General features: G+C 62.7%; 19 protein-coding genes and 1 pseudogene. 12 read left to right on the top strand and 8 right to left on the bottom strand.

The annotated features are described in order from the left end of the window. The first annotated feature begins 462 nt into the window (after nt 1–462). A complete protein-coding gene (gene gudD / locus BGI01S_RS13925; protein ID WP_042326348.1) occupies nt 463–1,812 on the top strand; it encodes a glucarate dehydratase in 1,350 nt (449 codons plus the stop codon). Nucleotides 1,813–1,875: 63 nt separating this feature from the next. Here the strand turns inward: gudD and BGI01S_RS13920 are convergent, their stop codons facing one another. The 3 genes from BGI01S_RS13920 to BGI01S_RS13910 all read right to left on the bottom strand — a co-directional run bounded on the left by BGI01S_RS13920 (nt 1,876) and on the right by BGI01S_RS13910 (nt 5,548). Then, on the bottom strand, nt 1,876–3,384 hold the full coding sequence (locus tag BGI01S_RS13920; RefSeq protein WP_042326347.1) for an MFS transporter: 1,509 nt from the start codon (nt 3,382–3,384) through the stop codon (nt 1,876–1,878). Between the two features lie 277 nt (nt 3,385–3,661). Then, nucleotides 3,662–4,117, bottom strand: coding sequence for a type II 3-dehydroquinate dehydratase (locus BGI01S_RS13915; RefSeq protein WP_042326346.1), 456 nt, complete (start codon nt 4,115–4,117; stop codon nt 3,662–3,664). Nucleotides 4,118–4,192: 75 nt separating this feature from the next. Then, nucleotides 4,193–5,548: an MFS transporter gene (locus BGI01S_RS13910; RefSeq protein WP_042326345.1), complete on the bottom strand. Its 1,356-nt coding sequence runs from the start codon at nt 5,546–5,548 to the stop codon at nt 4,193–4,195. A gap of 345 nt (nt 5,549–5,893) precedes the next feature. Here BGI01S_RS13910 and BGI01S_RS13905 point away from each other — a divergent pair, with 345 nt between their 5' ends. Continuing rightward, nucleotides 5,894–6,673, top strand: a complete 780-nt coding sequence (locus BGI01S_RS13905; protein WP_042326344.1) for an IclR family transcriptional regulator — start codon at nt 5,894–5,896, stop codon at nt 6,671–6,673. A gap of 15 nt (nt 6,674–6,688) precedes the next feature. Here BGI01S_RS13905 and BGI01S_RS13900 read toward each other — a convergent pair whose 3' ends face one another. Next, a complete protein-coding gene (locus BGI01S_RS13900; protein ID WP_042326343.1) occupies nt 6,689–7,756 on the bottom strand; it encodes an SDR family oxidoreductase in 1,068 nt (355 codons plus the stop codon). 121 nt (nt 7,757–7,877) lie between these two features. After that, a pseudogene (locus tag BGI01S_RS29570) lies at nt 7,878–8,015 on the bottom strand (dioxygenase); the annotation flags it as partial. Nucleotides 8,016–8,839: 824 nt separating this feature from the next. Between BGI01S_RS29570 and cynS the strand changes: the two are divergent. Then, the gene (gene cynS / locus BGI01S_RS13895; protein WP_042326342.1) at nt 8,840–9,283 is read left to right on the top strand and encodes a cyanase; all 444 of its coding nucleotides are present in this window, start codon (nt 8,840–8,842) and stop codon (nt 9,281–9,283) included. A gap of 74 nt (nt 9,284–9,357) precedes the next feature. Continuing rightward, complete coding sequence (locus tag BGI01S_RS13890) at nt 9,358–10,065, top strand: dienelactone hydrolase family protein (protein WP_042326341.1); 708 nt, start codon at nt 9,358–9,360, stop codon at nt 10,063–10,065. A gap of 35 nt (nt 10,066–10,100) precedes the next feature. On the opposite strand, the gene BGI01S_RS13885 is transcribed toward BGI01S_RS13890, so the two are convergent. Further along, nucleotides 10,101–10,703 carry a phosphatase PAP2 family protein gene (locus tag BGI01S_RS13885; protein WP_042326340.1) on the bottom strand — a complete coding sequence of 201 codons (603 nt, stop codon included), beginning with the start codon at nt 10,701–10,703 and terminating at the stop codon, nt 10,101–10,103. A 160-nt stretch (nt 10,704–10,863) separates the two neighbouring features. On the opposite strand from BGI01S_RS13885, the gene BGI01S_RS13880 reads away from it, so the two are divergent. Beyond that, nucleotides 10,864–12,105 (top strand): Zn-dependent hydrolase, encoded by a 1,242-nt coding sequence (locus BGI01S_RS13880; RefSeq protein WP_042326339.1) that lies wholly within the window; start codon nt 10,864–10,866, stop codon nt 12,103–12,105. Between the two features lie 175 nt (nt 12,106–12,280). On the opposite strand, the gene BGI01S_RS13875 is transcribed toward BGI01S_RS13880, so the two are convergent. After that, a complete protein-coding gene (locus tag BGI01S_RS13875) occupies nt 12,281–12,919 on the bottom strand; it encodes a methylated-DNA--[protein]-cysteine S-methyltransferase (protein WP_042326338.1) in 639 nt (212 codons plus the stop codon). A gap of 277 nt (nt 12,920–13,196) precedes the next feature. Between BGI01S_RS13875 and BGI01S_RS13870 the strand changes: the two genes are divergently transcribed. Further along, the gene (locus tag BGI01S_RS13870; protein ID WP_042326337.1) at nt 13,197–14,594 is read left to right on the top strand and encodes a leucine-rich repeat-containing protein kinase family protein; all 1,398 of its coding nucleotides are present in this window, start codon (nt 13,197–13,199) and stop codon (nt 14,592–14,594) included. Nucleotides 14,595–14,691: 97 nt separating this feature from the next. Continuing rightward, a complete protein-coding gene (locus BGI01S_RS13865; RefSeq protein ID WP_042326336.1) occupies nt 14,692–15,651 on the top strand; it encodes a substrate-binding domain-containing protein in 960 nt (319 codons plus the stop codon). Nucleotides 15,652–15,675: 24 nt separating this feature from the next. Here the strand turns inward: BGI01S_RS13865 and BGI01S_RS13860 are convergent, their stop codons facing one another. Beyond that, the gene (locus tag BGI01S_RS13860) at nt 15,676–16,107 is read right to left on the bottom strand and encodes a PRC-barrel domain-containing protein (RefSeq protein ID WP_042326335.1); all 432 of its coding nucleotides are present in this window, start codon (nt 16,105–16,107) and stop codon (nt 15,676–15,678) included. A gap of 291 nt (nt 16,108–16,398) precedes the next feature. Between BGI01S_RS13860 and BGI01S_RS13855 the strand changes: the two genes are divergently transcribed. From BGI01S_RS13855 to BGI01S_RS13835, 5 genes are all read left to right on the top strand, one after another. Further along, nucleotides 16,399–17,238 carry a transporter substrate-binding domain-containing protein gene (locus BGI01S_RS13855; protein WP_157004170.1) on the top strand — a complete coding sequence of 280 codons (840 nt, stop codon included), beginning with the start codon at nt 16,399–16,401 and terminating at the stop codon, nt 17,236–17,238. Nucleotides 17,239–17,325: 87 nt separating this feature from the next. Beyond that, a complete protein-coding gene (locus BGI01S_RS13850; RefSeq protein WP_042326334.1) occupies nt 17,326–18,609 on the top strand; it encodes an NAD(P)/FAD-dependent oxidoreductase in 1,284 nt (427 codons plus the stop codon). 28 nt (nt 18,610–18,637) lie between these two features. Further along, entirely contained in the window at nt 18,638–19,606 is a 969-nt protein-coding gene (locus BGI01S_RS13845; protein WP_042326333.1) for an amino acid ABC transporter permease, read from the top strand. Between the two features lie 32 nt (nt 19,607–19,638). Further along, nucleotides 19,639–20,421: an amino acid ABC transporter ATP-binding protein gene (locus BGI01S_RS13840; protein ID WP_042326804.1), complete on the top strand. Its 783-nt coding sequence runs from the start codon at nt 19,639–19,641 to the stop codon at nt 20,419–20,421. 718 nt (nt 20,422–21,139) lie between these two features. Next, nucleotides 21,140–21,679: a fimbrial protein gene (locus BGI01S_RS13835; RefSeq protein WP_042326332.1), complete on the top strand. Its 540-nt coding sequence runs from the start codon at nt 21,140–21,142 to the stop codon at nt 21,677–21,679. Nucleotides 21,680–21,691 lie beyond the last annotated feature (12 nt).

The following is a 21,691-nucleotide window of genomic DNA, read 5'->3' as shown; positions in this document are numbered from 1 at the left end:
TCGGACGGTTTGCTGACCCGGCCTTCATCGGGCGGGCCCGCGTGGCAAGCACGCTATGGCTGGATTTCCTGCGAAGTATCGCACAGGACTTAACTTGATTCCCGCGCGCTCGACGGCGCTTTGGTACGTATCTCTAAAATCGGGATCAGTGATAAGACCAAGTCATCAGACGTCTTTATTTGCCGCTGGCTGGGCCCAGGTCGCTAGCTAAAATGGCCAAAAACATCGCTGAAACCCTAGTATATATTGGCTGATAGGGTAAACACTCAATTCTGGAGTAGCGATAGCAAGATAGACTGTCATCAGACAACATATCACGCGGATTCGTCATTTCGCCCTGCGTAAAACGGCACGGGCAGCGGCGGAGCCGGTGCGTCGTCCGGCAAAGCACATTGACTGCACTGACGACACCACTTCCACTCACGAATTACGAGCCTCCCGCACCTTTCCACATCTATTCACATGTCCACGAAACTCTCTGAATCGAACGCCACGCCGATCGTCACCGAGCTACGCGTCGTTCCGGTCGCCGGCCGCGACAGTATGCTGTTGAATCTGAGCGGCGCGCACGGTCCGTTCTTCACGCGCAACATCGTGATTCTGCGCGACAGCGCGGGACATACCGGCGTCGGCGAAGTGCCGGGCGGCGAGAGCATTCGCAAGACGATCGACGATGCGAGGCCGCTTGTTGTCGGCCAGTCGATCGGGAATCTGCAAGCGATCCTGAACCGGGCACGCACGCAGTTCGCCGACCGCGACGCGGGCGGGCGCGGCTTGCAGACCTTCGATCTGCGCACCACCATTCACGCGGTGACCGCGCTCGAAGCCGCGCTGCTCGATTTGCTTGGCCAGCATCTGAACGTGCCGGTCGCGGCGTTGCTTGGCGAAGGCCAGCAACGCGACGAAGTGGAGATGCTTGGTTATCTGTTCTATATCGGCGATCGCAACAAGACCGATCTGCCCTATGCGAGTGGCGCCGATGGCCGCGACGACTGGGACCGCGTGCGCACCGAAGAAGCCATGACCCCGGAAGCCGTGGTCCGGCTCGCCGAAGCCGCGCAGGCGCGTTACGGTTTCAACGACTTCAAGCTCAAGGGCGGCGTGCTGGCCGGCGACGCCGAAATCGAAGCGGTCACCGCACTCGCGGAACGCTTCCCCAACGCCCGCGTGACGCTCGATCCGAACGGTGCATGGTCGCTCGCCGAAGCAGTGCGCCTGTGCCGCGATCAGCACGACGTGCTCGCGTATGCGGAAGATCCGTGCGGCGCGGAAAACGGCTATTCGGGCCGCGAGGTGATGGCCGAATTCCGTCGCGCGACCGGTCTGCCGACGGCGACCAACATGATCGCCACCGACTGGCGTCAGATGGGTCACGCGATCCAGTTGCAGTCGGTGGACATTCCGTTGGCCGATCCGCACTTCTGGACCATGCAGGGTTCGGTGCGCGTCGCGCAGATGTGCAACGACTGGGGCCTCACGTGGGGCTCGCATTCGAACAATCACTTCGACATTTCGCTGGCGATGTTCACGCACGTGGCCGCCGCGGCACCGGGCAAGATCACCGCGATCGACACGCACTGGATCTGGCAGGACGGTCAACGTCTGACGCGTGACCCGTTGCAGATCGTCGGCGGCAAGGTGAAGGTGCCGCAGGCGCCAGGGCTGGGTGTCGAACTGGATATGGACGAGATCGAGAAGGCGCACGCGCTGTATGAGCAGCATGGCCTGGGCGCGCGTGATGACGGCGTGGCGATGCAGTACCTGATCCCGAACTGGAAGTTCGACAACAAGCGTCCATGCCTCGTGCGGTGATGCGTGAGTGAGATGGACGGCGAGCGCGGAAAGAACGCGCTCGCCAACGATCCCAACGTGAGGTCAGCTGCGCCGAAACACCACGTGCGAGATCCGCTGCACGAGCAACGCCGCCGCGAGCGACGCCACCGCCGTCAGCCACACGCCGATATGAATCGACTGCACCAGCGCATCGCGCGCCGTATCGATCAACGCGAGCGTATTGAGTCCTGACGATTTCATATCCGCGATCAGCGCGGTCCTCGACGCCTCATCGATCAGAATGCGCAGGTCGACGAAGCGCGGCTGCCATTGCGACGCCGCCGGTTCGCCGAGCACGCTCATCGTGCGCGTGACGACATCGCGATAGTGATGCTGCACCACGGTCGCGACGATGCTCGTGCCGAGCATGCCGCCCACCATTCGCGTGGACTGCAGCAGCGCAGTCGTGATGCCGAAGCGTTCACGCCCGGCGATCTCCTGCCCGAACACATTCAGATTGTTGAGGATGAAGCCGAGGCCGACGCCGACCGCCGCCATCGGCAGGACGATGCGCAAATGCGGCGTACCGGGATTCGCGAACGCCAGCGAGATCGACGCGAACATCAGCAGCGTGAAGCCGATGGTCAGAATACGCGTCGGCTTCTTCATGTGAATCACGATGCGCGTATTCAGCAAGCTGCCGAGCGCGATGCAGGCGGCGATCGGCGTGGCGAGCAGGCCGGCCTGTTGCGGCGACAGGCCGAAACCGCCTTGCAGCAATAGCGGCGCGAAGAAGATCAGCGAGAACATCACGAAGCCGGACAGCATGCCGAGCGTGAACAGCGTCACGAGTTGCGCGTCCTTGAACAGGTCGAGCGGAATGATCGGATGCGTGGCGCGCTTTTCGCAGATGAACAACGCGATCGCGCCGACGATCACGCACACCGCGAGAATCACGTTGCCGGTGGTCAGCCCGCTCTTCGGCACCGCTTCGATGAAAGTCTGCAAACCGGCGAGCACCGCCGCGACCAGCGCCGCGCCGAGCCAGTCGATCTTGACCTCGCCCTCTTGCGGACGACGGAAGCTCGGCAGATGCGCCCAGATGAAATACAGTGCGGCCGCGCCGACCGGCAGGTTGATCAGGAAGGTCGAGCGCCAGCCCCAGTGCTCGCTCATCCAGCCGCCCAGCGACGGCCCCGCCGCCGTGCCGATGCCGTATGCGGCGGCGAGCACCACCTGCCAGCGCACGCGCGTGCGGGCATCGGGAAACAGATCCGGTATCGACGCGAACGCGGTGCCGACCATCATCCCTCCGCCGACGCCTTGCAGACCGCGCGCGATCACGAGAAACAGCATGTCGTTGGCGAGGCCGCACAACACCGACGCCACCGTGAAGGTGATCACCGCGGCGATCACGAAACGCTTGCGGCCAAAGTAGTCGCCGAGCCGACCGAACACCGGCACCGTCACCACCGACGCCAGCAGGTACGCGCTGGCAATCCACGCAAAGTATTCGAAGCCGTGCAGTTCGGCGACGATTGACGGCAATGCCGTGCTGACGACCGTCTGGTCGAGCGCGACCAGCATGTTGACGAGGCCGATGCCGAGCATCGCGAAGAGGGCGTTTCGGAAGGGCAGTGCAGTGGCAGTCGGGTTCACGGAGCTGGCAAAGGGCTGTTCAGGGTGGGCGCCGCGCGGCGGAGCGCGAGCCAGGGTCTTGACGACTATAAGCGAAAGTTGTCTGACCTCTTGCCGAGAATTATACGGGTTTTCCCTTATCAGAAACTATTTTGCGCGAATTTCATGCAAAAAAATGCCGTGCCACGCGGGCACGGCAGGCATGGAGCGGCAGAGATACGATCTCTTTTGCCCTCCCACGTGTTTTGGATCAGCCGAAATGTGGGTTCTTGCCGAGTGCCATCGCCATCGCCTGCAAAGCGACCAGGTAGCCGTTCGCGCCGAGTCCGCAAATCACGCCGGTCGCCGCGCGCGAGACCAACGAATGACGGTAGGTTTCATCGCGCTTGTGAATGTTGGTGATGTGCAGCTCGATCAGCGGACGCTCGATCAGCTTGACCGCGTCGAACACCGGCACCGACGCGAACGAAAACCCCGCCGGATTGATGATCACCGCGGCGTCCCGCTCGAATGCTTCCTGCAGCCAGTCGACCATGGTCGCCTCGCTGTTGGTCTGGCGGAACTCGCAGGTGAGTTCGAGCTTCGTCGCTAGCGCTTCGACCTGCTGCTGGATCTGCGCAAGCGTGGTCGTGCCATACAGATGCGGCTCGCGCTTGCCGAGCATGTTGAGATTCGAGCCATTCAATACATAAACGAGTTCAGTCATTGTTCAGTCGCCTGTTGCTGGTTGCGTGTTTGCAAATTCAATTCGTCGCCGGCACGGACGTGCGATGGCCGCTGCTCACGCCGGCTGCCGCGAGTCTGCTTCGCCGCTCACGGCCGCGGCCGAGTCGGTGCGATTCATGTCGATGCCGCGCGTTTCGCGTGCGGTCAGAATCATCACGAGCGAGATCACGTTGAAGACCACGCACACCGCGACGACACCCCACGGCGAGCCGTTGCATACCGAGAACAGCCACACCGCCAGCACCGGCATCGGGCCGCCCGCCACCAGGTTCGCGCCGGTATAGGCAAGCGCCGAGCCGGAGTAGCGGACGTTGGTCGGAAAGGCCTCGGCGAACGCGACCGGCTGAATGCCGCTTTGAAACTGCGTGAAGCCGAGGAAGAAGCCCATCGCGGCCAGCATCGGCAGGAAGCTTTTGGTGTCAAGAATCTGGAAGTAGAAGAACAGCATCAGCAGCGTCGCGGTCGAGCCGATCGCGAGCGCCTTCTTGCGGCCGATGCGGTCGCTCAGCATGCCGCCCGCCAGTGCGCCGACGATTGCGCAGACGTTCGCGCCCATCAGCAGCAGAAAGCCGGTCTGCTTAGGAATCGCGAGCGTCTTCGTGATGTAGCTGAGCGAGAATACGACGATCAGATAGAAGATCGCAGCGGGTCCGCAGAAGAACAGCATCCAGCGCAGCACGGTGCGCCAGTGCAGACGCAGCGCATCGCGCAGCGGGCTGCTCACGTGGACGACTTCCGTTTTACGCAGCGCGACGAACGCGGGCGTTTCGCTGACGCGCAAGCGGATGTACACGCCCACGATCACGAGGACGAAGCTCAGCACGAACGGGATGCGCCAGCCATAAGAATCGAATGCTTGAGCCGACATCGTCGACGACAGCAGAAGCAGCACGCCGTTGGCCATGATCTGACTGAGCGGCGAGCACAGGCCGAGCAGCCCCGAGTATTTGCCGCGCTTGTCGGCGCTCGCGTGTTCGATCGCCATCAGTTGCGCGCCGGTCGATTCGCCGCCGAGCGCGAAGCCTTGCAGAATGCGCAGCAGCACGAGCAGGATTGGCGCCCATACGCCGATGCTCGCATAGGTCGGCAACACGCCCATCGCCATCGACGCAAGGCCCATCACGGTGACGGTGCCCAGCATCAGATTGCGGCGCCCGAGCTTGTCGCCCAGATGTCCGCAGATGATCGCGCCGAGCGGCCGTGCGGCGAGGCCCACGCCGAAGGTCGCGAGCGACGCGAGCAGCGCGGAGGTCGGGTCCATCGACGGGAAAAACAGTCGCGGCAAAATCGTCGCGGCAAGTGCGCCGTATAGCGTGAAATCGAACCACTCGAGCGCCGTGCCGATGGCGGCGGCGGTGACCGCTCGCGTGCGCATCGCGGCGTGCGAGCCTGGCTGTGCATCCTGAATCATGTCGTCTCCTTTGTCGACCGGAGTGCGCGCTTCGGCGCGTTACTCTGGTCCCATGCAACGTCGTTGTTGTGGGTCTGCTATGCGGAGGCGGGTGTGAACGCGGGGGCGATAACACCCGCCGTGCTCCTGCTTCCGCTCTATTGTCTGATCGGGTCACTCGGCGTTTGCGATGTCCGTACGCCGGAATCGCCGCCTTGAAAACAGCTTAGCATCGGTGGGTGGTACGCCATTCCAGGGTGGAATTCGATCTCACGATGTGCAAAACTGCGGCTACGGCCGGTAAGCAGCGGTACGACAAAAACAGCTTTGCATGGGGCTCGAATAAGCCCCTGCATGGAGACAGATATGCCCGGCGTCACCGAACGCACTCTCGCAGTACTCGAATTTCTCGCTACGCAAATGGAAGGCACGCCGCTCGCGATGATCGCCGACGAGCTCGATATTCCGCGCAGCGCGTGTCATAGGCTGCTGGTCGATCTGAAGCAATGCGGTTACGTGCGGCAGTTGCGCGAGCATGGCGACTACGTGCTCACCACCAAACTCGTCGGCCTGGGTCTCGGCTTTCTCGCGACGTCAGGCATCGTCGACATCGCGCAGACAATGCTCGACCGCCTCGCCGAGAAGTCGGGCGAACTGGTGCGGCTCGCGATCGTGGATGGCGACCGGCTCACGTGGGTCGCGAAATCGCAAGGCGCGTTGAAGGGACTGCGCTACGACCCGGACATGGGTATGGACACGATCCTCTCGTGCAGCGCGACCGGCCATGCATGGATGATGACCATGACCGACGAACGCGCGCTCGAACTCGTCTCGCGCCAGGGCTTCGGCCAGCCGAAACAATACGGGCCGAACGCGCCGACCACGATCAGCGGCTTGCTCAAGTTCGTGCACGCCGCACGCGAGCGGGGCTACGCGACCATCAACGAAGTCTTCGCCCCCGGCATGACGGCGATGGCCGCGCCGGTGCAGCGACGCGGCTATGCGGCGATGGGCGTGATCAGTATCGCCGGGCCGCTCGTGCGGCTCGACGAAAAGCGCATGGAGAATCTCGGCTCGACGCTGCTCGCGGCGGCCGCGGAACTTGCCGCCGCGAGTCACGCGTCGCCGTTGTTCAGTCGGCGGTAGGCGGGCGTCGTTCGCTCATTGCGGAATGACCCGCTCGGCCTTCAAACGATCGAACAGCGCGAAGAACGCGTCGGGCGTGCTTTGATAATCGAGGAAGCCGGCCTTGCGGCTCTTCGTCATGTCCGTCAGCACTTCCATTGGACGGCCGAGGTCGGCGTCGGTGTGCCACCACGATGCGAGCTTGCCGACGTCCGCTTCCTTCAGATTGAAGCGCGCCGCAATCTCCGACCATTTGTTGCCGGCGTCCTGCATGCGCCCTTCCAATGGACGCACCTCGCCATCGAACGGCGCGGCTTCGATACCGAAGTAATCGGCGAGGCGCGACCACATCCACTTCCAGCGGAACACGTCGCCGTTCACTACGTTGAAGTCCTCATTGCGCGCATTCGGTGACGTCGCGGCCCATTCGAGGTGGCGCGCGAGCAGCGTAGCGTCGGTCATGTCGGTGAGGCTGTTCCATTGCGCCGCCGAGCCGGGGAAGACGAACGGCTCACCGGTCTGTTTGCAGAGCGTCGCGTAGACCGCGAGCGTCACGCCCATGTTCATCGCATTGCCGAGCGCATAACCGATGATCGTGTGCGGACGATGCACGCTCCAACTGAACCCATGGCGCTTTGCCGCTTCGAACAGGCGGTCTTCCTGTTCATAGTAGAAATTGTCGACCGGCTGGCGGCCTTGCTCCTCGCGAAACGGTGTGATCGGCACCGCGCCGGTCGCGTACGCTTCAAATGGACCGAGGTAATGCTTCAGCCCGGTCACGAGCGCGGCATGCGTGAGCGAGCCCGCGGGCCCCACGGCGTCCATCACGTGACGAACCATCGCGCCGTTCACGCGGATGTTCTCCTGCTCGGTGGCCTGACGCGACCACGCGGTGAAGAACACGTGGCTGAACGATTTGCCGGCCAGCGCGTCGCTGACCGAGTCGGCCGAAGCGAGGTCGGCGGTGATCGATTCGATCGCCGGTGAGACCGGTGTGCGGCCGCGCGATAGTCCCGCCACCTGCCAGCCACTCGACAGTAAGCGGTCCGCGAGATTGCTGCCGACAATGCCGCTTGCGCCGACGATGAGTGCACGTTTTTTCATGAGAGTGAAGTCGTAGAGTGAATGGGTATGGACCGTGTAGGGCAGCGACCGGCCTTCGGCCTTTCAGCCGCGCGTTAGCGTTGCACGGTGCCGTTGTGTCACGCCGATCGGTTCAGCATGAAGTCAGATCGACCTCGCGGGCAAACGCATGCAGATGCCGCACGAGACTCGTGACGATGGTCTTCAATCGTTCGTTATCGGCGTGCGCGTGGCGCGCCAGAACTGCGTCGGTGATCGTGTTCTCGTCGAGGTTGCGCATGACCGTGCTGTCTCCCCTGCAACATGGTTGCTGTCGGTCCTGCGATTATCGGCCTGTTTGCAGACCGGCGTTCGACCACGGCTCGCCTGTCGAATCGCGACGATGTCCGCTTTGCGTTGTACGGCGTGAACGGTATGAACGCAACTCTGCGCGGGCAAGCAATATTTCCGCCAAACAAGTCAACTAATCTTTCTCGTAATTCGAATTGCCTGACGAGCCAGTTGATTTAGCGGTTTCGAACGGAAATCATGAATCGGCCCAGGCTCGCGCTGTACCTATTAATTGGGATTTGACGCATGATTTTGTCGCCTGACGCCGCAAAGTTTCTTGTAAGGCTTCGGCAATAAAAAAGGCCGACACGATGTGTCGGCCTAAAGATTCTGGCGTCCGAGGATTGCTTGCCAGAACCTGAGAGACTTTTAGCCTGCCAATCTTGCGATTAGCCCACGGCATAACGGACCTCGCGTTTGATACCGGCTTGAACGGTTATCGGGCAATACGGCGTTCTAAACAACGACGGCACGCGGCAAGCTTGACTGGCTGCCTTTGCAGTCGTGAGTTTAAACTAGAAAGCATGTTATTGAGCATAACCGGATTCATAAATTTTGTCACTCGGTCAACTCTGAGTTAATTATCCGAAAGTTCCGATGTCTTAATGTTAATTGCATGACTTCGATCAATCCCTATTTAAAAGAGACGGCGTTCGATTGACGTGCGAATCATCTTTGGGGTGCGCTGGATTGTTTTTTTGCCGCGTCCGGTTCCGGATACTATCAATGCACGCTGCTCCCGTGTGATGCCTGACTTTTCAAAAGGACTGAATGATGGACCGTAATGAAGTCACGAAGAAAATCGTCGCCGCCAAGGTCGCCGGCAAGCTGACGTGGGCCGAGATTGCCGCGAAGATCGGCAAAAGCAAGGAGTGGACGACCGCCGCGCTGCTCGGCCAGATGACGCTCGACGCGAAGCAGGCCGGCGTCGCGCGCGAGCTGTTCGACTTGACCGACGAAGAAACCGCATGGCTGCAAATCGTCCCGTACAAGGGCTCGCTGCCGAGCGCCGTGCCGACCGATCCGCTGATCTATCGCTGGTACGAGATCGTCAACGTGTACGGGACGACGATCAAGGAGTTGATCCATGAAGAGTTCGGCGACGGCATCATGAGCGCGATCGATTTTTCGATGGACATCCAGCGCGAGCCGAATGCGAACGGCGACCGCGTGCAGGTGGTGCTCAGCGGCAAGTTCCTGCCGTACAAGTCGTACTGAGCGCGCGCCGGCCTTCGGCAAGACCTGCCACTCTGGCGCTATGCTAGCGGCTTCGTCCAACCGAGGAGCAAGCGATGAAACAGCGAGCAGGATCGATGGTCACTTTTAGCCGCCCCGACGGCAAGCAGCTTCAGGGCTATCTGGCCAAGCCGCAGAAGCTGGAGGGCGCGCCCGCCATCGTCGTGATTCAGGAATGGTGGGGCTTGAACGAGCAGATTCTGGGCGTCGCGGACCGCCTCGCGCAGGCCGGTTATCTGGCGCTCGTGCCCGATCTGTATCGCGGCAAGACGACGGTCGAAGAGGACGAGGCGCACCACCTGATGGACGGCCTCGACTTCGGCGACGCCGCGACCCAGGACGTGCACGGCGCCGTCCAGTATCTGAAGCAGCACGCGGCGAAGGTCGCGGTGACCGGCTATTGCATGGGCGGCGCGCTCACGTGGCTCGCGCTGTGCAACGTCCCTGACGTGGCGGCCGGCGTGGTGTGGTATGGCTTCCCGCCGCTGGAGTACATCGACGCGTCGAAGATCAGGGTGCCGGTGATTGGCCACTGGGCGACGCAGGACGAATTCTTCCCCGCCGAAACCGTCGACGCACTGGAGAAGAAGCTGAACGAAGCCAACGTCGACGTCGAGTTCCATCGCTATCTGGCGCATCACGCGTTCGCCAATGAAACGGCGGTCGGGCCGGGCCGCATCGCGAAGACGCAGTTCGATCCGGTCTGGTCGCAACTCGCGTGGGACCGCACGCTGACGTTCTTCGGCCGCACGCTGTGGAAGTAAGCGGCGCGCCGATCGGGTCCACGCGCGGCACCGCGTTAGCGCGATAACCAGCCGCGCCCGATGGGCGCGGCCAGCAGCTTGCGATACACCACGACCAGGGCGCGCGTGACGCTCCCGCCGAACCACGGCCAGAACGGCGCGAGCAGGAACACGGCTACGCCTGCCACGCCGATTGCGCCGACCATGTCGAGCGGAAAATGGACGCCGACGAACACACGCGCCCACGCCACCGCGAGACCCGTTAGCAGGATCGCGACGCCATAGCGCGTCGCGCCGTCCAGCAGCAACGTCAGCGCGATGCACGCGAAGATCGTGCCGTGGTCGCTCGGGAAAGACGGGTCTGATGTGTGCTCGAGAAAGCTGTGACCAACGCCCATCACGAACGGCCGTGGATGCGGCCAGAGCATGCCGATCACCTGATTGATGACGAGCGCGAGCAGCGTCGCGCAGCACGCGTGCAGCGCGGTTTCGCGGCGGCGCGCGTCGCCGGACAGCCACATCGCGAGCAACGACAGCGGCACGAGATAGATCGCGTAGTCGGCGATGAAACGCGCGACGCCGATCAGCGCCGACGGTGTCGACGGCGTGGCGTCGATCATCAGGAAGAGCGTCTGATTGAACGCTTCGAGTGTATTCATACCGGACATTCTTATAGTGGACGCGGCTCGCAGAGGACGGCCATCACGGTCCGAGCGGAGCGATGCTTCAATTGGACTTGCGTTGACCGATAGTAACGAGCCAAGCTTATGGCTTGCTTAGCCGCCGCATGGTGGGCCATCAATCAAAGGAGATGAAAACGTGGTGAAGATCGATCCGGACCGGTTGCTGACGGACCTCAAGCAGCTGCGCAGTTTCGGCGCGACCGGGCCCGGCGTGGTTCGCCTGGCGTTGTCGCCGGTGGACCTCGCGGCGCGCGAGTGGCTCGTCACGCGGATGACGGAAGCGGGGCTCGACGCGGGCATCGACGGCGTGGGCACCGTGTTCGGTCGCTCGCGCAATAGCGGTCCCGCGCTCGTGATCGGCTCCCATACCGACACGCAGCCGACCGGCGGCTGGCTCGACGGCGCGATGGGCGTGATCTACGGTCTGGAGATTGCTCGCGCGCTGGCCGAACACGACGACACGAAGCATCTCGCGGTGGACGTCGCGTCGTGGATCGACGAAGAGGGCACGTTCTCGGGTCTGCTCGGGAGCCGCAGTTTCGTCGGCGATCCCGTCGACGAAGCGATTCGCGGCGCCACGAACCGGCAAGGCGAGCGCCTCGCCGACGTGCTCGACGCCGCGGGTTTGGCCGCGCGGCCGCGCGCGCGTTTCGAACCCGGCCGCCAGGTCGCGTATCTGGAGCCGCATATCGAACAGGGCGGCCGGCTGGAAGCGGCGGGACAAGCAATCGGCGTGGTCACGACGATCGTCGGGCTGCGCGAGTTGCGCCTGCGTTTCACGGGTCAGCGCAACCATGCCGGCACCACGCCGATGGCGATTCGCCGCGACGCCGGCGCGGCGCTGGTCGCTTTTATCGCAACGATGAACGACGCGTTCGCCCAACTCGCGGATGCCGACACCGTGTGGACCGTGGGCCGCATCGAGCTCGACCCGGGCTCATTGAGCGTCGTGCCGGGCGCGGCCGACATGTACCTGCAATTCCGCGACGCGAATGCCGCACGCTTGCGGGCGATGGAACAGCGGCTCGCCGACCTGGTGCGTGACTTCAACGCGCGCAACGGCGTGCGCGTCGAGCTGACGACCATCGATGAGCCGATGGAACCGGTCAGCATGTCCGCGGCGCTCGCGGAGCATTTGGCCCAGGCAGCCGACACGGTCGCGCCGGGGCAATGGCTGCGCATGCCGAGCGGCGCGGCGCACGACGCGCAGGTGATCGCGCGCTGCATGCCGGCCTGCATGATGTTCGTGCCAAGTATCGGCGGCGTCAGTCACGACTTCATCGAGGATACGGCCGAGGAGCATATCGTCCTCGGCTGCCAGGTCGCGGCGACGGCGGCGGCCGCGATCCTGCGGGAGGAATGGGCGAAGCGGGCGTGAGGTGCATCAGGTGTCGTGGCGGCTTGAACGATGAACCGCCACGATGCCCGCGCATTGCCCGCTCCGTATGCGCTATTTCCATTGCGCGCCTCAGGAATCAGGGCTCCGCGAGCGAAGAAGCCGCTGACGCATCGTTGACGTTCACGGCGCTCACCGCGCCGCACTTCACTCGCGCTCAGTTGCCGAACAGCGACGCCTGCGTCCCCTGGCTCGGCGCATGACGTGTCGGCTTCGCTGCAACCTTGCCTTCGGTTGCTCGCGTGGAAGTGTCCATCCGCATCGGCATCGGCATTTGCGCCTGTGCCCGGGTAGGCGTCGCCGCTTCCAGCGAAGTCTGCCCTGCCTCCAGCGACAACAGCAGCATCTTGTTTGCAAGTCCGCCGGCAAATCCGGTCAGCTCGCCGGACGCGCCGATCACGCGATGACACGGCGCGACGATCGAGATCGGATTCCTGCCGTTCGCCGCGCCGACTGCCCGCACCGCGTTGACGTTGCCGATCTGCCGCGCGATCTCCGCGTAGCTGCGCGTCTGGCCGAACGGGATCGTCAATAGCGCTTGCCAGACTTTCTTCTGGAACTCGGTGCCCTGAAAGTCGAGCGCGAGGTCGAACCGGTCGCGCGTGCCGGCGAAATACTCGTTCAGCTGCCGCTCGGTTTCGATCAGCACGGCGCGATCATTCGCTTCGACCAGTTCGCCGAGACGGACCCGGTTCGGCTTGTCGTTTTCCCACAGAATCGCGGCCAGGCGCTCGCCGTTGGCGACGAGCTTCAACTGACCGACGGGCGACTCCATCAACTTGTATGCGTACGTCACTTTGCTTGCTCCTGACTGGTTGGAGGCACAGAGGCGGACGAGGCCGGTCTGCGAATCCGCGCCGACAGCGCGCCGATATTCGACAGTGTGAGCCCCGTGCTCTCTGTAGACGCTCCAGATCTTGCTATTTCATTCGTGCCCGTAAGCCGGCCTGTCACTGTACCGCCCTTTGCGCTTGCATTCATAGGATGTTCCTGCAAAGAGCCGCGAGCGCATCCGGCTCGCGACTCAGTAGAATTGATACCTTCGACACGACGCGCACCGCTCTCCCACCACTGTGACGACAACACTAGAACAACTGCGGGCCGGACGATTGACCGGCGCGCGCCAGCTGAAACTGGCGTGCGGCCTGAGCGAATTCCCGCGCGAGATTTTCGATCTTGCCGACACGCTGGAAGTACTCGACCTGTCGGGCAATGCGCTTACCGCGCTGCCCGACGATCTGCCGCGACTGCGCAATCTGCGCATTCTGTTCGCGTCCGACAATCCGTTCACCGAGTTGCCGGAAGTGCTGGGCGAGTGCTCGCAATTGAGCATGGTCGGCTTCAAGGCGAACCGCATTCGCACGGTGTCGGGTCGCGCGCTTGCTCCGTCATTGCGCTGGCTGATCCTGACCGACAACGAGATCGACGCATTGCCGGCTGAGATCGGCGGCTGTACGCAATTGCAGAAGCTGATGCTGGCCGGCAACCGGTTGAGCACGCTGCCCGATGAACTCGCCGCGTGCTCGCGGCTCGAACTGCTGCGTCTCGCGGCGAACCGGCTCGACGCGTTGCCCGGTTGGCTGTTGCGCATGCCACGGCTCTCATGGCTCGCGTATGCGGGTAATCCGTTCAGCGAAGCGCTGGAGACGGCCGCGTTGCGCGACACGCCGATCGCCGGGATTCGCTGGGACCGGTTGACGCTCGAGCAGCCGCTAGGCGAGGGCGCGTCCGGCGTCATCTATCGCGCGCGGCTTCTGGACGATCAGGAGCATGCGTCACACGAATCGCGTGCCGTCGCCGTCAAACTGTTCAAGGGCGCCGTAACCAGCGATGGTTTGCCCGACTGCGAAATGGCCGCTTGCATTCGAGGCGGCGACCATGCGAACCTGATTCCGGTAGCGGGAAAAGTGCAGGACCATCCGGCCGACACGCACGGTCTCGTGATGGAACTGATCGATCCGCAATTCACGAACCTCGCCGGTCCGCCGAGCCTCGCGTCCTGCACGCGCGACATCTACGACGCCGGCACGCGCTTCGATCCGCGCTCGGCGTTGGGCATCGCGCACGGGATCGCGGCGGCGGCGAGTCATTTGCATCGGCGAGGCGTGATGCACGGCGATCTGTATGCACACAATATTCTGCATGGCGGCGCGGGGCGCGCGTTGTTGGGCGACTTCGGCGCGGCGTCGTTCTATGCCGCCGACGATCGCGATACCGGCGTCGCGCTGCAGCGCCTGGAAGTCAGGGCGTACGGTTGTCTGCTCGAAGAGTTGATCGAGCGCTGCGATGGACTGGACGCGCACGCGGACGTGGCGGTGAAGCTCGTCGCGTTGAAGGACGCCTGCCTGAGCGAAGCGATCGACAGCCGGCCGCTGTTCGACGACATCGTCGCCAGTGTGCTCGCGCTGAACGGGCAACTGACGTGTGAACCGCCGAGCCAACTGGAGAGTCAACCGAAGGGCGCGCGATGAACGGCATGCACGGGCTTATGTGTGATCGGCGGCTCGCTTCGTATTCGTGCGAACGCGGTACGGAGAGTCGCCAGCCAGGTCCGCAAGGAGAGAACCCATGAAGCAGAACATGCGCCGCCGCGTGCTGCTTGCCGGCGCGCTGAGCGCCGTCGGCCTCGGCGGCGCGACACGCGTCGACGCGCAAGGCAGCATGGCGAATATCGCGCTCGTGCTGAAGTCGCTCGCCGATCCGTTCACGGTGGCCATGGCCGACGCCGCGCGGAATTACCAGCGGCATTACGCATCGCAATTCGGCCTGACGATTCGGGGCACCGCGCGCGAGACCGACACGGCCGCGCAGATCCGCATGGTCGACGAGATGATCAAGGCGAAGATGAACGCGATCGTGATTGCGCCCACCGACTCGAAGGCGCTCACCGCAGTGGTCGCGCGCGGCATCAAGGCCGGCATCATCATGATCGCGATCGATAACCCGCTCGACGACGCGTCGCAGGTGGCGGCCGGTATCTCGGTGCCGTTTGTCGGACCGAACAATCGCAAGGGAGCGGCGCAGGTCGGCCAGTATCTCGCCGCGCGGCTGAAGGCAGGCGATCAGGTGGGCATCATCGAGGGCATTGCCGTGGATCGCAACGCGCAGCAACGCACGGCCGGCAGCAAGGACGCGATGGACACCGCCGGCATGAAGGTCGTCGCGATCCAGGCGGGCAACTGGGAGTATGGCAAGGGCCGCGACGTGGCGTCGAGGATGCTCGCCGAGCACCCGCAGATTCGCGCGCTGCTATGCGGCAACGACAACATGGCGATGGGCGCGGTCGACGCGATTCGCGACGCGGGCCGCAGCGGCGGGGTGTATGTCACCGGATATAACGCGGTCGACGCGATCAAGCCGTTGCTCGCCGACGGCCGCGTGCTCGCGACGATCAATCAGTTCGCCGATCGGCAAGCCATCTTCGGCATCGATGTGGCGTTGAAGGCGGTGACCGAACACAAGAAGCAGAGAGACCTGTCGAGAACGATCGAAACGCCGCTGCAACTGGTCACGGCCACGGGTCATTGACCACCGGCCGCGCCCCGGAATCGGCTACTCCGCGCTGACCTTGCGCGGCTTGGTCGCCTTTTCGAGCTTGTTGTACTCGAAGCTCGGCACCGACTTCAGCGCTTCCTTCGTCGCGCCCGCGAGGAACAGGTTGCCGTCGCGAATCTCGAAGTGGTCGACCGGAATCGCCACGTAGTGCTTGCCCATGCCGAGGAAGCCGCCCACCGACACGACCGCGTACGTCGCCTTGCGGTCCGGCGCAATGATCACGTCGTAGATGCTGCCGATCTTGTCGTTGAGGTCGTTGTAGACCGGCTCGTCGACAAGCGCGCGACGCACGCTCCAGCCCTTGAGTAACGCATTGGTCTGCTCGACCGTGCCGCCGAGCGGTTGCAGGCCGGCGACCTGTGCGACCGCGCCTTGCGACGCGCAGAGGGCGGCCAGCGCCGCCGTGCAAATGAGTGTTCTAGCCTTCATCGTCTGGCTCCTGTTGGTTCTACGGGTCTATTGATATGGGCTGTCGGATCGTGGTGGCTCAGCCGGAAATTCGGTAGCACGCGACATGCCCGATTGCGAGCGCCTCCTTCGCGATCCTTCGATGCAAGCTCGATCCCGCTCACCACTTGATGCGATTTCGGAATGACCTGTTGCCGAATTGTCAATGGCGACGGTTCTTTTCGTGACTTAATATCGCGCCAACGTGGATGGGCCGGAAGCGGGTTTCCCAAGGCGGCCGGCACGAAAAACAAACACCAGGAGACACGCAATATGGCTACGACCGTTTTGAACCGCCTGCTCGGATTCACTATTGGCGCAAGCATCGCGCTGAGCGCTTTCAGCGCCCATGCGGGCGCCACGCTCGACCGCGTCACGAAGAACGGCAACATGGTGGTCGCCACGAGCGGCAAATGGCCTCCGCAAGCGTTCCTGAACGATAAGCATGAATTCGACGGCTTCGATATCGACGTCGCGAAAGAGATTGCCCGACGCCTGGGTGTGAAGGTGTCGTTCGATACGCCGCAATTCAGTCTGATGACGGGCGGGCATTGGCACGGTCGCTGGGACCTGTCGGTGCTCTCGGTGACGCCCACCAAACCGCGCGCCGAATTGCTCGATTTCCCCGCCGTCTATTACTACAGCCCTTATGTGTTCGTCGTGAACAAGGACTCGAAAGCCACCACGCGTAACGACCTGAACGGCAAGGTGATTGGCGTGGAAGCGGGCACCACGTCGGAAGACTACGTGCGCAATCACCTCGACATCGCGGGCCCGGACGTGCCGGCGTTCAAATACATGTCGCAGAAGCCGAAGGAAATCAAGACCTATACGGACTCGATGCTGCCGTATGACGATCTGCGCATCGGCGACGGCAAGCGGCTGGACGGCATCGTCACGCCCGAGCAAACGGCGCTCGCCGCGATCAAGAGCGGCTATCCGGTGAAGATCATCCCGGCCGACTACGCGTATCGCGAGCCGCTCGCGATCGTGGCCGACAAGGGCGATCCGGAGTGGAACAAGAAAGTCGGCGACGTGGTCCAGCAGATGAAGCAGGACGGCACGCTCACGAAGATCAGCATGAAGTGGTTCAGCCACGACTACACGAAGTAAGCATCCTGAAGTATGTGACGCGGCGGCGGCCTGTGCCGCCGCCTGCCTGTCTGCTCGACAAGAACAACAACCGGCACGAATCGGAAGATGGCTTCTTACCTCGATACCTATTACACCCGGACACTTCGAACGGTCGAGCCGAGAGCGTCGCTCAGCGGCGCTGTGCAGGCTGACGTATGCATCGTCGGTGCGGGGATGGCCGGTATCACGACGGCGCTGGAGTTGCTGCGCCGTGGCCGCTCCGTAATTCTGCTCGAAGCGCAGCGTGTGTCGTGGGGCGCGTCGGGGCGCAACGGCGGCGTGGTGAGTCCCGGCTATTCGACCAGTTTCGAACGGATCGCGCAGCGCGTGGGCGTCGACGACGCGAAGTCGATTTATCGGATGTCGATAGAGGGCGTCGACATCGTCGCCGAGAACATCCGGCAACTCGATATTCGGGAAGCGCAGCCGGTGAACGGTGTGCTGCGCGTGTCGCGTCACGAGAACACGGCGGAAATGCAGGCGTATCAGGCGTGGCTCGCTCGCGAGTTTCAGTACGACGTCAGCTTCAAATCTCATGAAGAAGTTCGCGAACTGCTGGTGTCGGACAAATATCGGCACGCCATTTATAACGAACGAGGCTTCCATTTCCATCCGCTGAACTACGCGCGGGCACTGGTTGCGGAAATCGAGCGGCTCGGCGGGCAGGTATTCGAAGATTCTGAAGTACTGTCGATGGATACCTCGTCCGCCGTCAAGCGTCTGAAGACCGCGCACGGCAGCGTGTCCGCTCGCGACGTGGTGTTCACCTGCGGCGGCTACACCGGCACCGTCGTGCCGCAACTCGCGCGCAGCTATCTGCCGATTTCCACATACATGCTCGTCACCGAACCGGCGCGCGACATGATCGCTTCGGCGATTCGCACCCGCGCGTCGGTGGGCGACAGCCGCCGCGCGAGCGACTACTACCGCGTCGTCGACGACGGCGAGCGCATTCTCTGGGGCGGCATGATCACGACGCGCCTCTCCGAACCGGACCGGCTCGCCGAAGTGCTGCGTCAGCGCATGGTCGATACCTATCCGCAATTGGCCGCGTTGAAGGTGGAACTCGCGTGGTCGGGACGCATGTCGTATGCGAGGCATCTGATGCCGCTGATCGGCAGCTTGCAGACGGGTGTGTGGTACTGCATGGGTTTCGGCGGTCACGGCATGAATACGACAGCAATCGGCGGCCGTTTGATCGCGCAGGGCATCACCGGCGAAACCGACCGCTATCGACTGTTCGCACCGTTCGGCCTCGAATGGAACGGCGGTCCCGCCGGCACGGCGGCCGTTCAGCTCACTTACTGGTACTACCAGCTGATGGATTTCATGCGCGAACGCGCGGCTTGACGCAGCGCGCGGCGCACAGGAGGAACACATGTTTGCAGAAGATGCCACCGGCGTCGAAAAGCGCAACCCGGGACCGGTCCTCGTTTTGCTGGGCGCGTTGCTGATCGGCGGATATTACGCGGTGCAGTTTGCGCCCGACTGGATCGCCGGTGTCACGCACGGGCTGCCCGCACTCGGCGTCGACGCGGGCTTGCTGAAAAAGCTGTTGGGCGGCGCGGTGGCGATCGCCGCGCTGGTCGCCAATTGCTATCTGCTGTTGCGTCTGTCGTTGCGGTTGCAGGTGATCGTCGTATGGTGCGAACTGGCTTTGCTGGTCGTGCTCTTCTTCTCGACGTTCAATCTTTCCTTCGAATTCATCGAAAGAAAGATCGGCTACCTGATCCTGCAAGGCGCCACGACGACGTTGTATATTTCGGCGATTTCGATCGCGATTGCGTTTGCGCTCGCACTGATCGGCGCGCTGGCCAAGTTGTCGTCGAATGGCATTGCGATCGGCGTTGCGACGTTTTATACGTCGCTGTTTCGCGGGCTGCCGTTGCTGATGCAGATTTTCATTCTGTATCTCGGCCTGCCGCAACTGGGTTATATCGTGAACCCGATTCCGGCCGGCGTCGCGGCGCTGTCATTGTGCTACGGCGCGTACATGACGGAAATCTTCCGCGCCGGCATTCAAAGCATTCCGAAAGGACAGTGGGACGCGGCCCGCGCGCTGGGTCTCAGTCACAGCATGATGATGCGGCTCGTGATTCTTCCGCAGGCCTTGCGGGTCATCATTCCGCCGACCGGCAACCAGTTCATCGCGATGCTGAAAGACAGCTCGCTGGTGTCGGTGGTCGGTGTCTGGGAGCTGACTTATGTCGCCACCACGGAAGGCCAGCGCGAATTCCGTCACATGGAGATGCTGATTTCCGCAGCGGTGATCTACTGGTTGCTGTCGATGGTGCTCGAAGTGATCCAGTCGCGGATCGAACGCAGATTCAGGAAGTCGGTGCGATGACACGACTCGCGGACACTTACGAGGAAAGCGCAATGGAAGCGACGTTGAGCGTTGCAGAGCAGGGCCGGACAGCGAGCGTGCCGGCGGTCGAACTTGACCGTGTGAGCAAGTGGTACGGCGCGATTCACGTGCTGCGCGACGTCAGCATGAACGTCGCGCCGGGCGAGCGGGTCGTGATTCTCGGGCCGTCGGGTTCGGGCAAGTCCACGTTGATCCGGTGTATCAACCGGCTCGAACGTCATCAGCAGGGACGCATTCTCGTGGATAACGTCGAACTCACTGACGATGTCCGCACGCTGCACACGATTCGCCGCAAGGTCGGGATGGTGTTTCAGTCGTTCAACCTGTTTCCTCACCTGACTGTGCTCGAGAACTGCATGCTGGCGTCGACCCACGTGCGGCGGATGTCCAAAACCGACGCGCAGGCGCTGGCGATGCACTACATCGAGCGCGTGCGCATCCCCGAGCAGGCGCACAAATATCCGGGGCAACTGTCCGGCGGGCAGCAACAGCGGGTCGCGATTGCACGCGCGCTGTGCATGGAGCCGCAGATCATGCTGTTCGATGAACCGACTTCGGCACTCGATCCCGAGATGATCAAGGAAGTGCTGGAAACCATGATCGGACTCGCGGACTCCGGCATGACGATGATCTGCGTGACCCACGAGATGGGATTCGCGCGGCAGGTCGCGGATCGCGTCGTGTTCATGGATCAGGGCGAGATCATTGAAACCGGAACGCCACAGGAGGTTTTCGATCATCCTCGCAGCGCGCGGTTGAAGCAGTTCCTTTGTCAGGTGGTGCGAGCCGATTAGAAAGGCGGGGCTGCTTTCGCGTCCAGTGGCAGGGAGGAAAGCGGCCCATCGTTGCGATGGTTTGTCACACGCCATGTTGGCCGCTAGACGGTGGCACCGGGCGTTGCTAAAGAAGATGCGTGGCCATCCACCGGGCAATCGCAATGGCGCGGTCCGGTCCTCGGCATTGGGGTCCTGTACCGTAGTCCTGCGAGCCGTGAACGTGGTTGTATATCTCGCCGCTGCCGATCGCGCAGTGGCCCATCAGTAGAAGTCGTAGTCGTCCGACCTCAGGTTGTATCCCTCTCCTCCGCTATAAGTCCGCCCGGCGTTGCAACGCAACGCTATCCCGTCGATTCCCTTTGAATTGAACTGGTAGTTCTCCGGACCCGTGACGATATGGTCCGCGCGCTGCTGTTCCGATACATGAAGCGCGATTGCTTGTCCACACCGGCGGCGCGATTCCGGAGCGAAATCCGGAGTTTCGAACTTGTTCGATATCCCGACGTAGTACTAGTCAATAGGATGCACCCCGCCAGCCTCGTTGCAATTCTCTGCAAAGACGCTGAAGTTCGGACATCGCTGGAGTCCGTTTCCAACGCCAAATCAGATTTTTCCCGTTCCCACCGGATCTCACGTCAGTCGATCCGGTGCAGAGATTTTGCAATCGAGCCTGCTCAGCATGGGTTTTGTCGAAGACCCGTTTTTATGTTTTGTATTTCTATTATCAGGACCTCGCATGAAGTTTAATCGCACTGGAATGATCACCGCCGCAGCGCTGGCCGCAGCCCTGCCGATGGCCGCCCACGCTGCCGACGGCACGATCACCTTTACCGGCACGATCGTGTCGCAGACCTGCACGATCAACGGCAACGGCAGCGGTTCGAAGGACTTCACCGTGGCGCTGCCGACCGTGTCGGCCTCGGCGCTGAACGGCGCGGGTCAGACGGCGGGACGCACGCCATTCAACATCCAGCTGACCGGCTGCTCGGGTACCGGCAACGTTCACGCGTACTTTGAATCGGGTGCGACGACCGACGCCGGCACGGGCCACCTGAAGCTGAACGCGGGCGGTGCCGACCAGGTCCAGATCGGTCTGCTGAACGACGATCTCTCGCCGATCGCAATGGGCGCCGCCGACGCGTCGCAGAACTCGCATGCGGTGGCGATCGCCACCGGCGCGGCCACGCTGCCGTATTTCGCCGAGTACGTGGCGACGGGCGTGGCCACCGCCGGCGCGGCCAATTCGAGCGTGATGTACACGCTCGTGTACCCGTAAGCGCCTGGCTGT

Origin of the sequence: Paraburkholderia ginsengisoli NBRC 100965 (assembly GCF_000739735.1) — a bacterium.
GTDB classification, from domain to species: domain Bacteria; phylum Pseudomonadota; class Gammaproteobacteria; order Burkholderiales; family Burkholderiaceae; genus Paraburkholderia; species Paraburkholderia ginsengisoli.
This window is presented reverse-complemented; position numbering and strand designations above follow the sequence as displayed.

What these genes read in the sequence shown, in the direction of transcription:
- gudD (WP_042326348.1), top strand. Translation starts at nt 463, where the DNA reads ATGTCCACGAAACTCTCTGAATCGAACGCCACGCCGATCGTCACCGAG.
- BGI01S_RS13920 (WP_042326347.1), bottom strand. Translation starts at nt 3,384, where the DNA reads ATGCTCGGCATCGGCCTCGTCAACATGCTGGTCGCGCTCGACCAGACG.
- BGI01S_RS13915 (WP_042326346.1), bottom strand. Translation starts at nt 4,117, where the DNA reads ATGACTGAACTCGTTTATGTATTGAATGGCTCGAATCTCAACATGCTC.
- BGI01S_RS13910 (WP_042326345.1), bottom strand. Translation starts at nt 5,548, where the DNA reads ATGATTCAGGATGCACAGCCAGGCTCGCACGCCGCGATGCGCACGCGA.
- BGI01S_RS13905 (WP_042326344.1), top strand. Translation starts at nt 5,894, where the DNA reads ATGCCCGGCGTCACCGAACGCACTCTCGCAGTACTCGAATTTCTCGCT.
- BGI01S_RS13900 (WP_042326343.1), bottom strand. Translation starts at nt 7,756, where the DNA reads ATGAAAAAACGTGCACTCATCGTCGGCGCAAGCGGCATTGTCGGCAGC.
- cynS (WP_042326342.1), top strand. Translation starts at nt 8,840, where the DNA reads ATGGACCGTAATGAAGTCACGAAGAAAATCGTCGCCGCCAAGGTCGCC.
- BGI01S_RS13890 (WP_042326341.1), top strand. Translation starts at nt 9,358, where the DNA reads ATGAAACAGCGAGCAGGATCGATGGTCACTTTTAGCCGCCCCGACGGC.
- BGI01S_RS13885 (WP_042326340.1), bottom strand. Translation starts at nt 10,703, where the DNA reads ATGAATACACTCGAAGCGTTCAATCAGACGCTCTTCCTGATGATCGAC.
- BGI01S_RS13865 (WP_042326336.1), top strand. Translation starts at nt 14,692, where the DNA reads ATGAAGCAGAACATGCGCCGCCGCGTGCTGCTTGCCGGCGCGCTGAGC.
- BGI01S_RS13860 (WP_042326335.1), bottom strand. Translation starts at nt 16,107, where the DNA reads ATGAAGGCTAGAACACTCATTTGCACGGCGGCGCTGGCCGCCCTCTGC.
- BGI01S_RS13855 (WP_157004170.1), top strand. Translation starts at nt 16,399, where the DNA reads ATGGCTACGACCGTTTTGAACCGCCTGCTCGGATTCACTATTGGCGCA.
- BGI01S_RS13850 (WP_042326334.1), top strand. Translation starts at nt 17,326, where the DNA reads ATGGCTTCTTACCTCGATACCTATTACACCCGGACACTTCGAACGGTC.
- BGI01S_RS13845 (WP_042326333.1), top strand. Translation starts at nt 18,638, where the DNA reads ATGTTTGCAGAAGATGCCACCGGCGTCGAAAAGCGCAACCCGGGACCG.
- BGI01S_RS13840 (WP_042326804.1), top strand. Translation starts at nt 19,639, where the DNA reads ATGGAAGCGACGTTGAGCGTTGCAGAGCAGGGCCGGACAGCGAGCGTG.
- BGI01S_RS13835 (WP_042326332.1), top strand. Translation starts at nt 21,140, where the DNA reads ATGAAGTTTAATCGCACTGGAATGATCACCGCCGCAGCGCTGGCCGCA.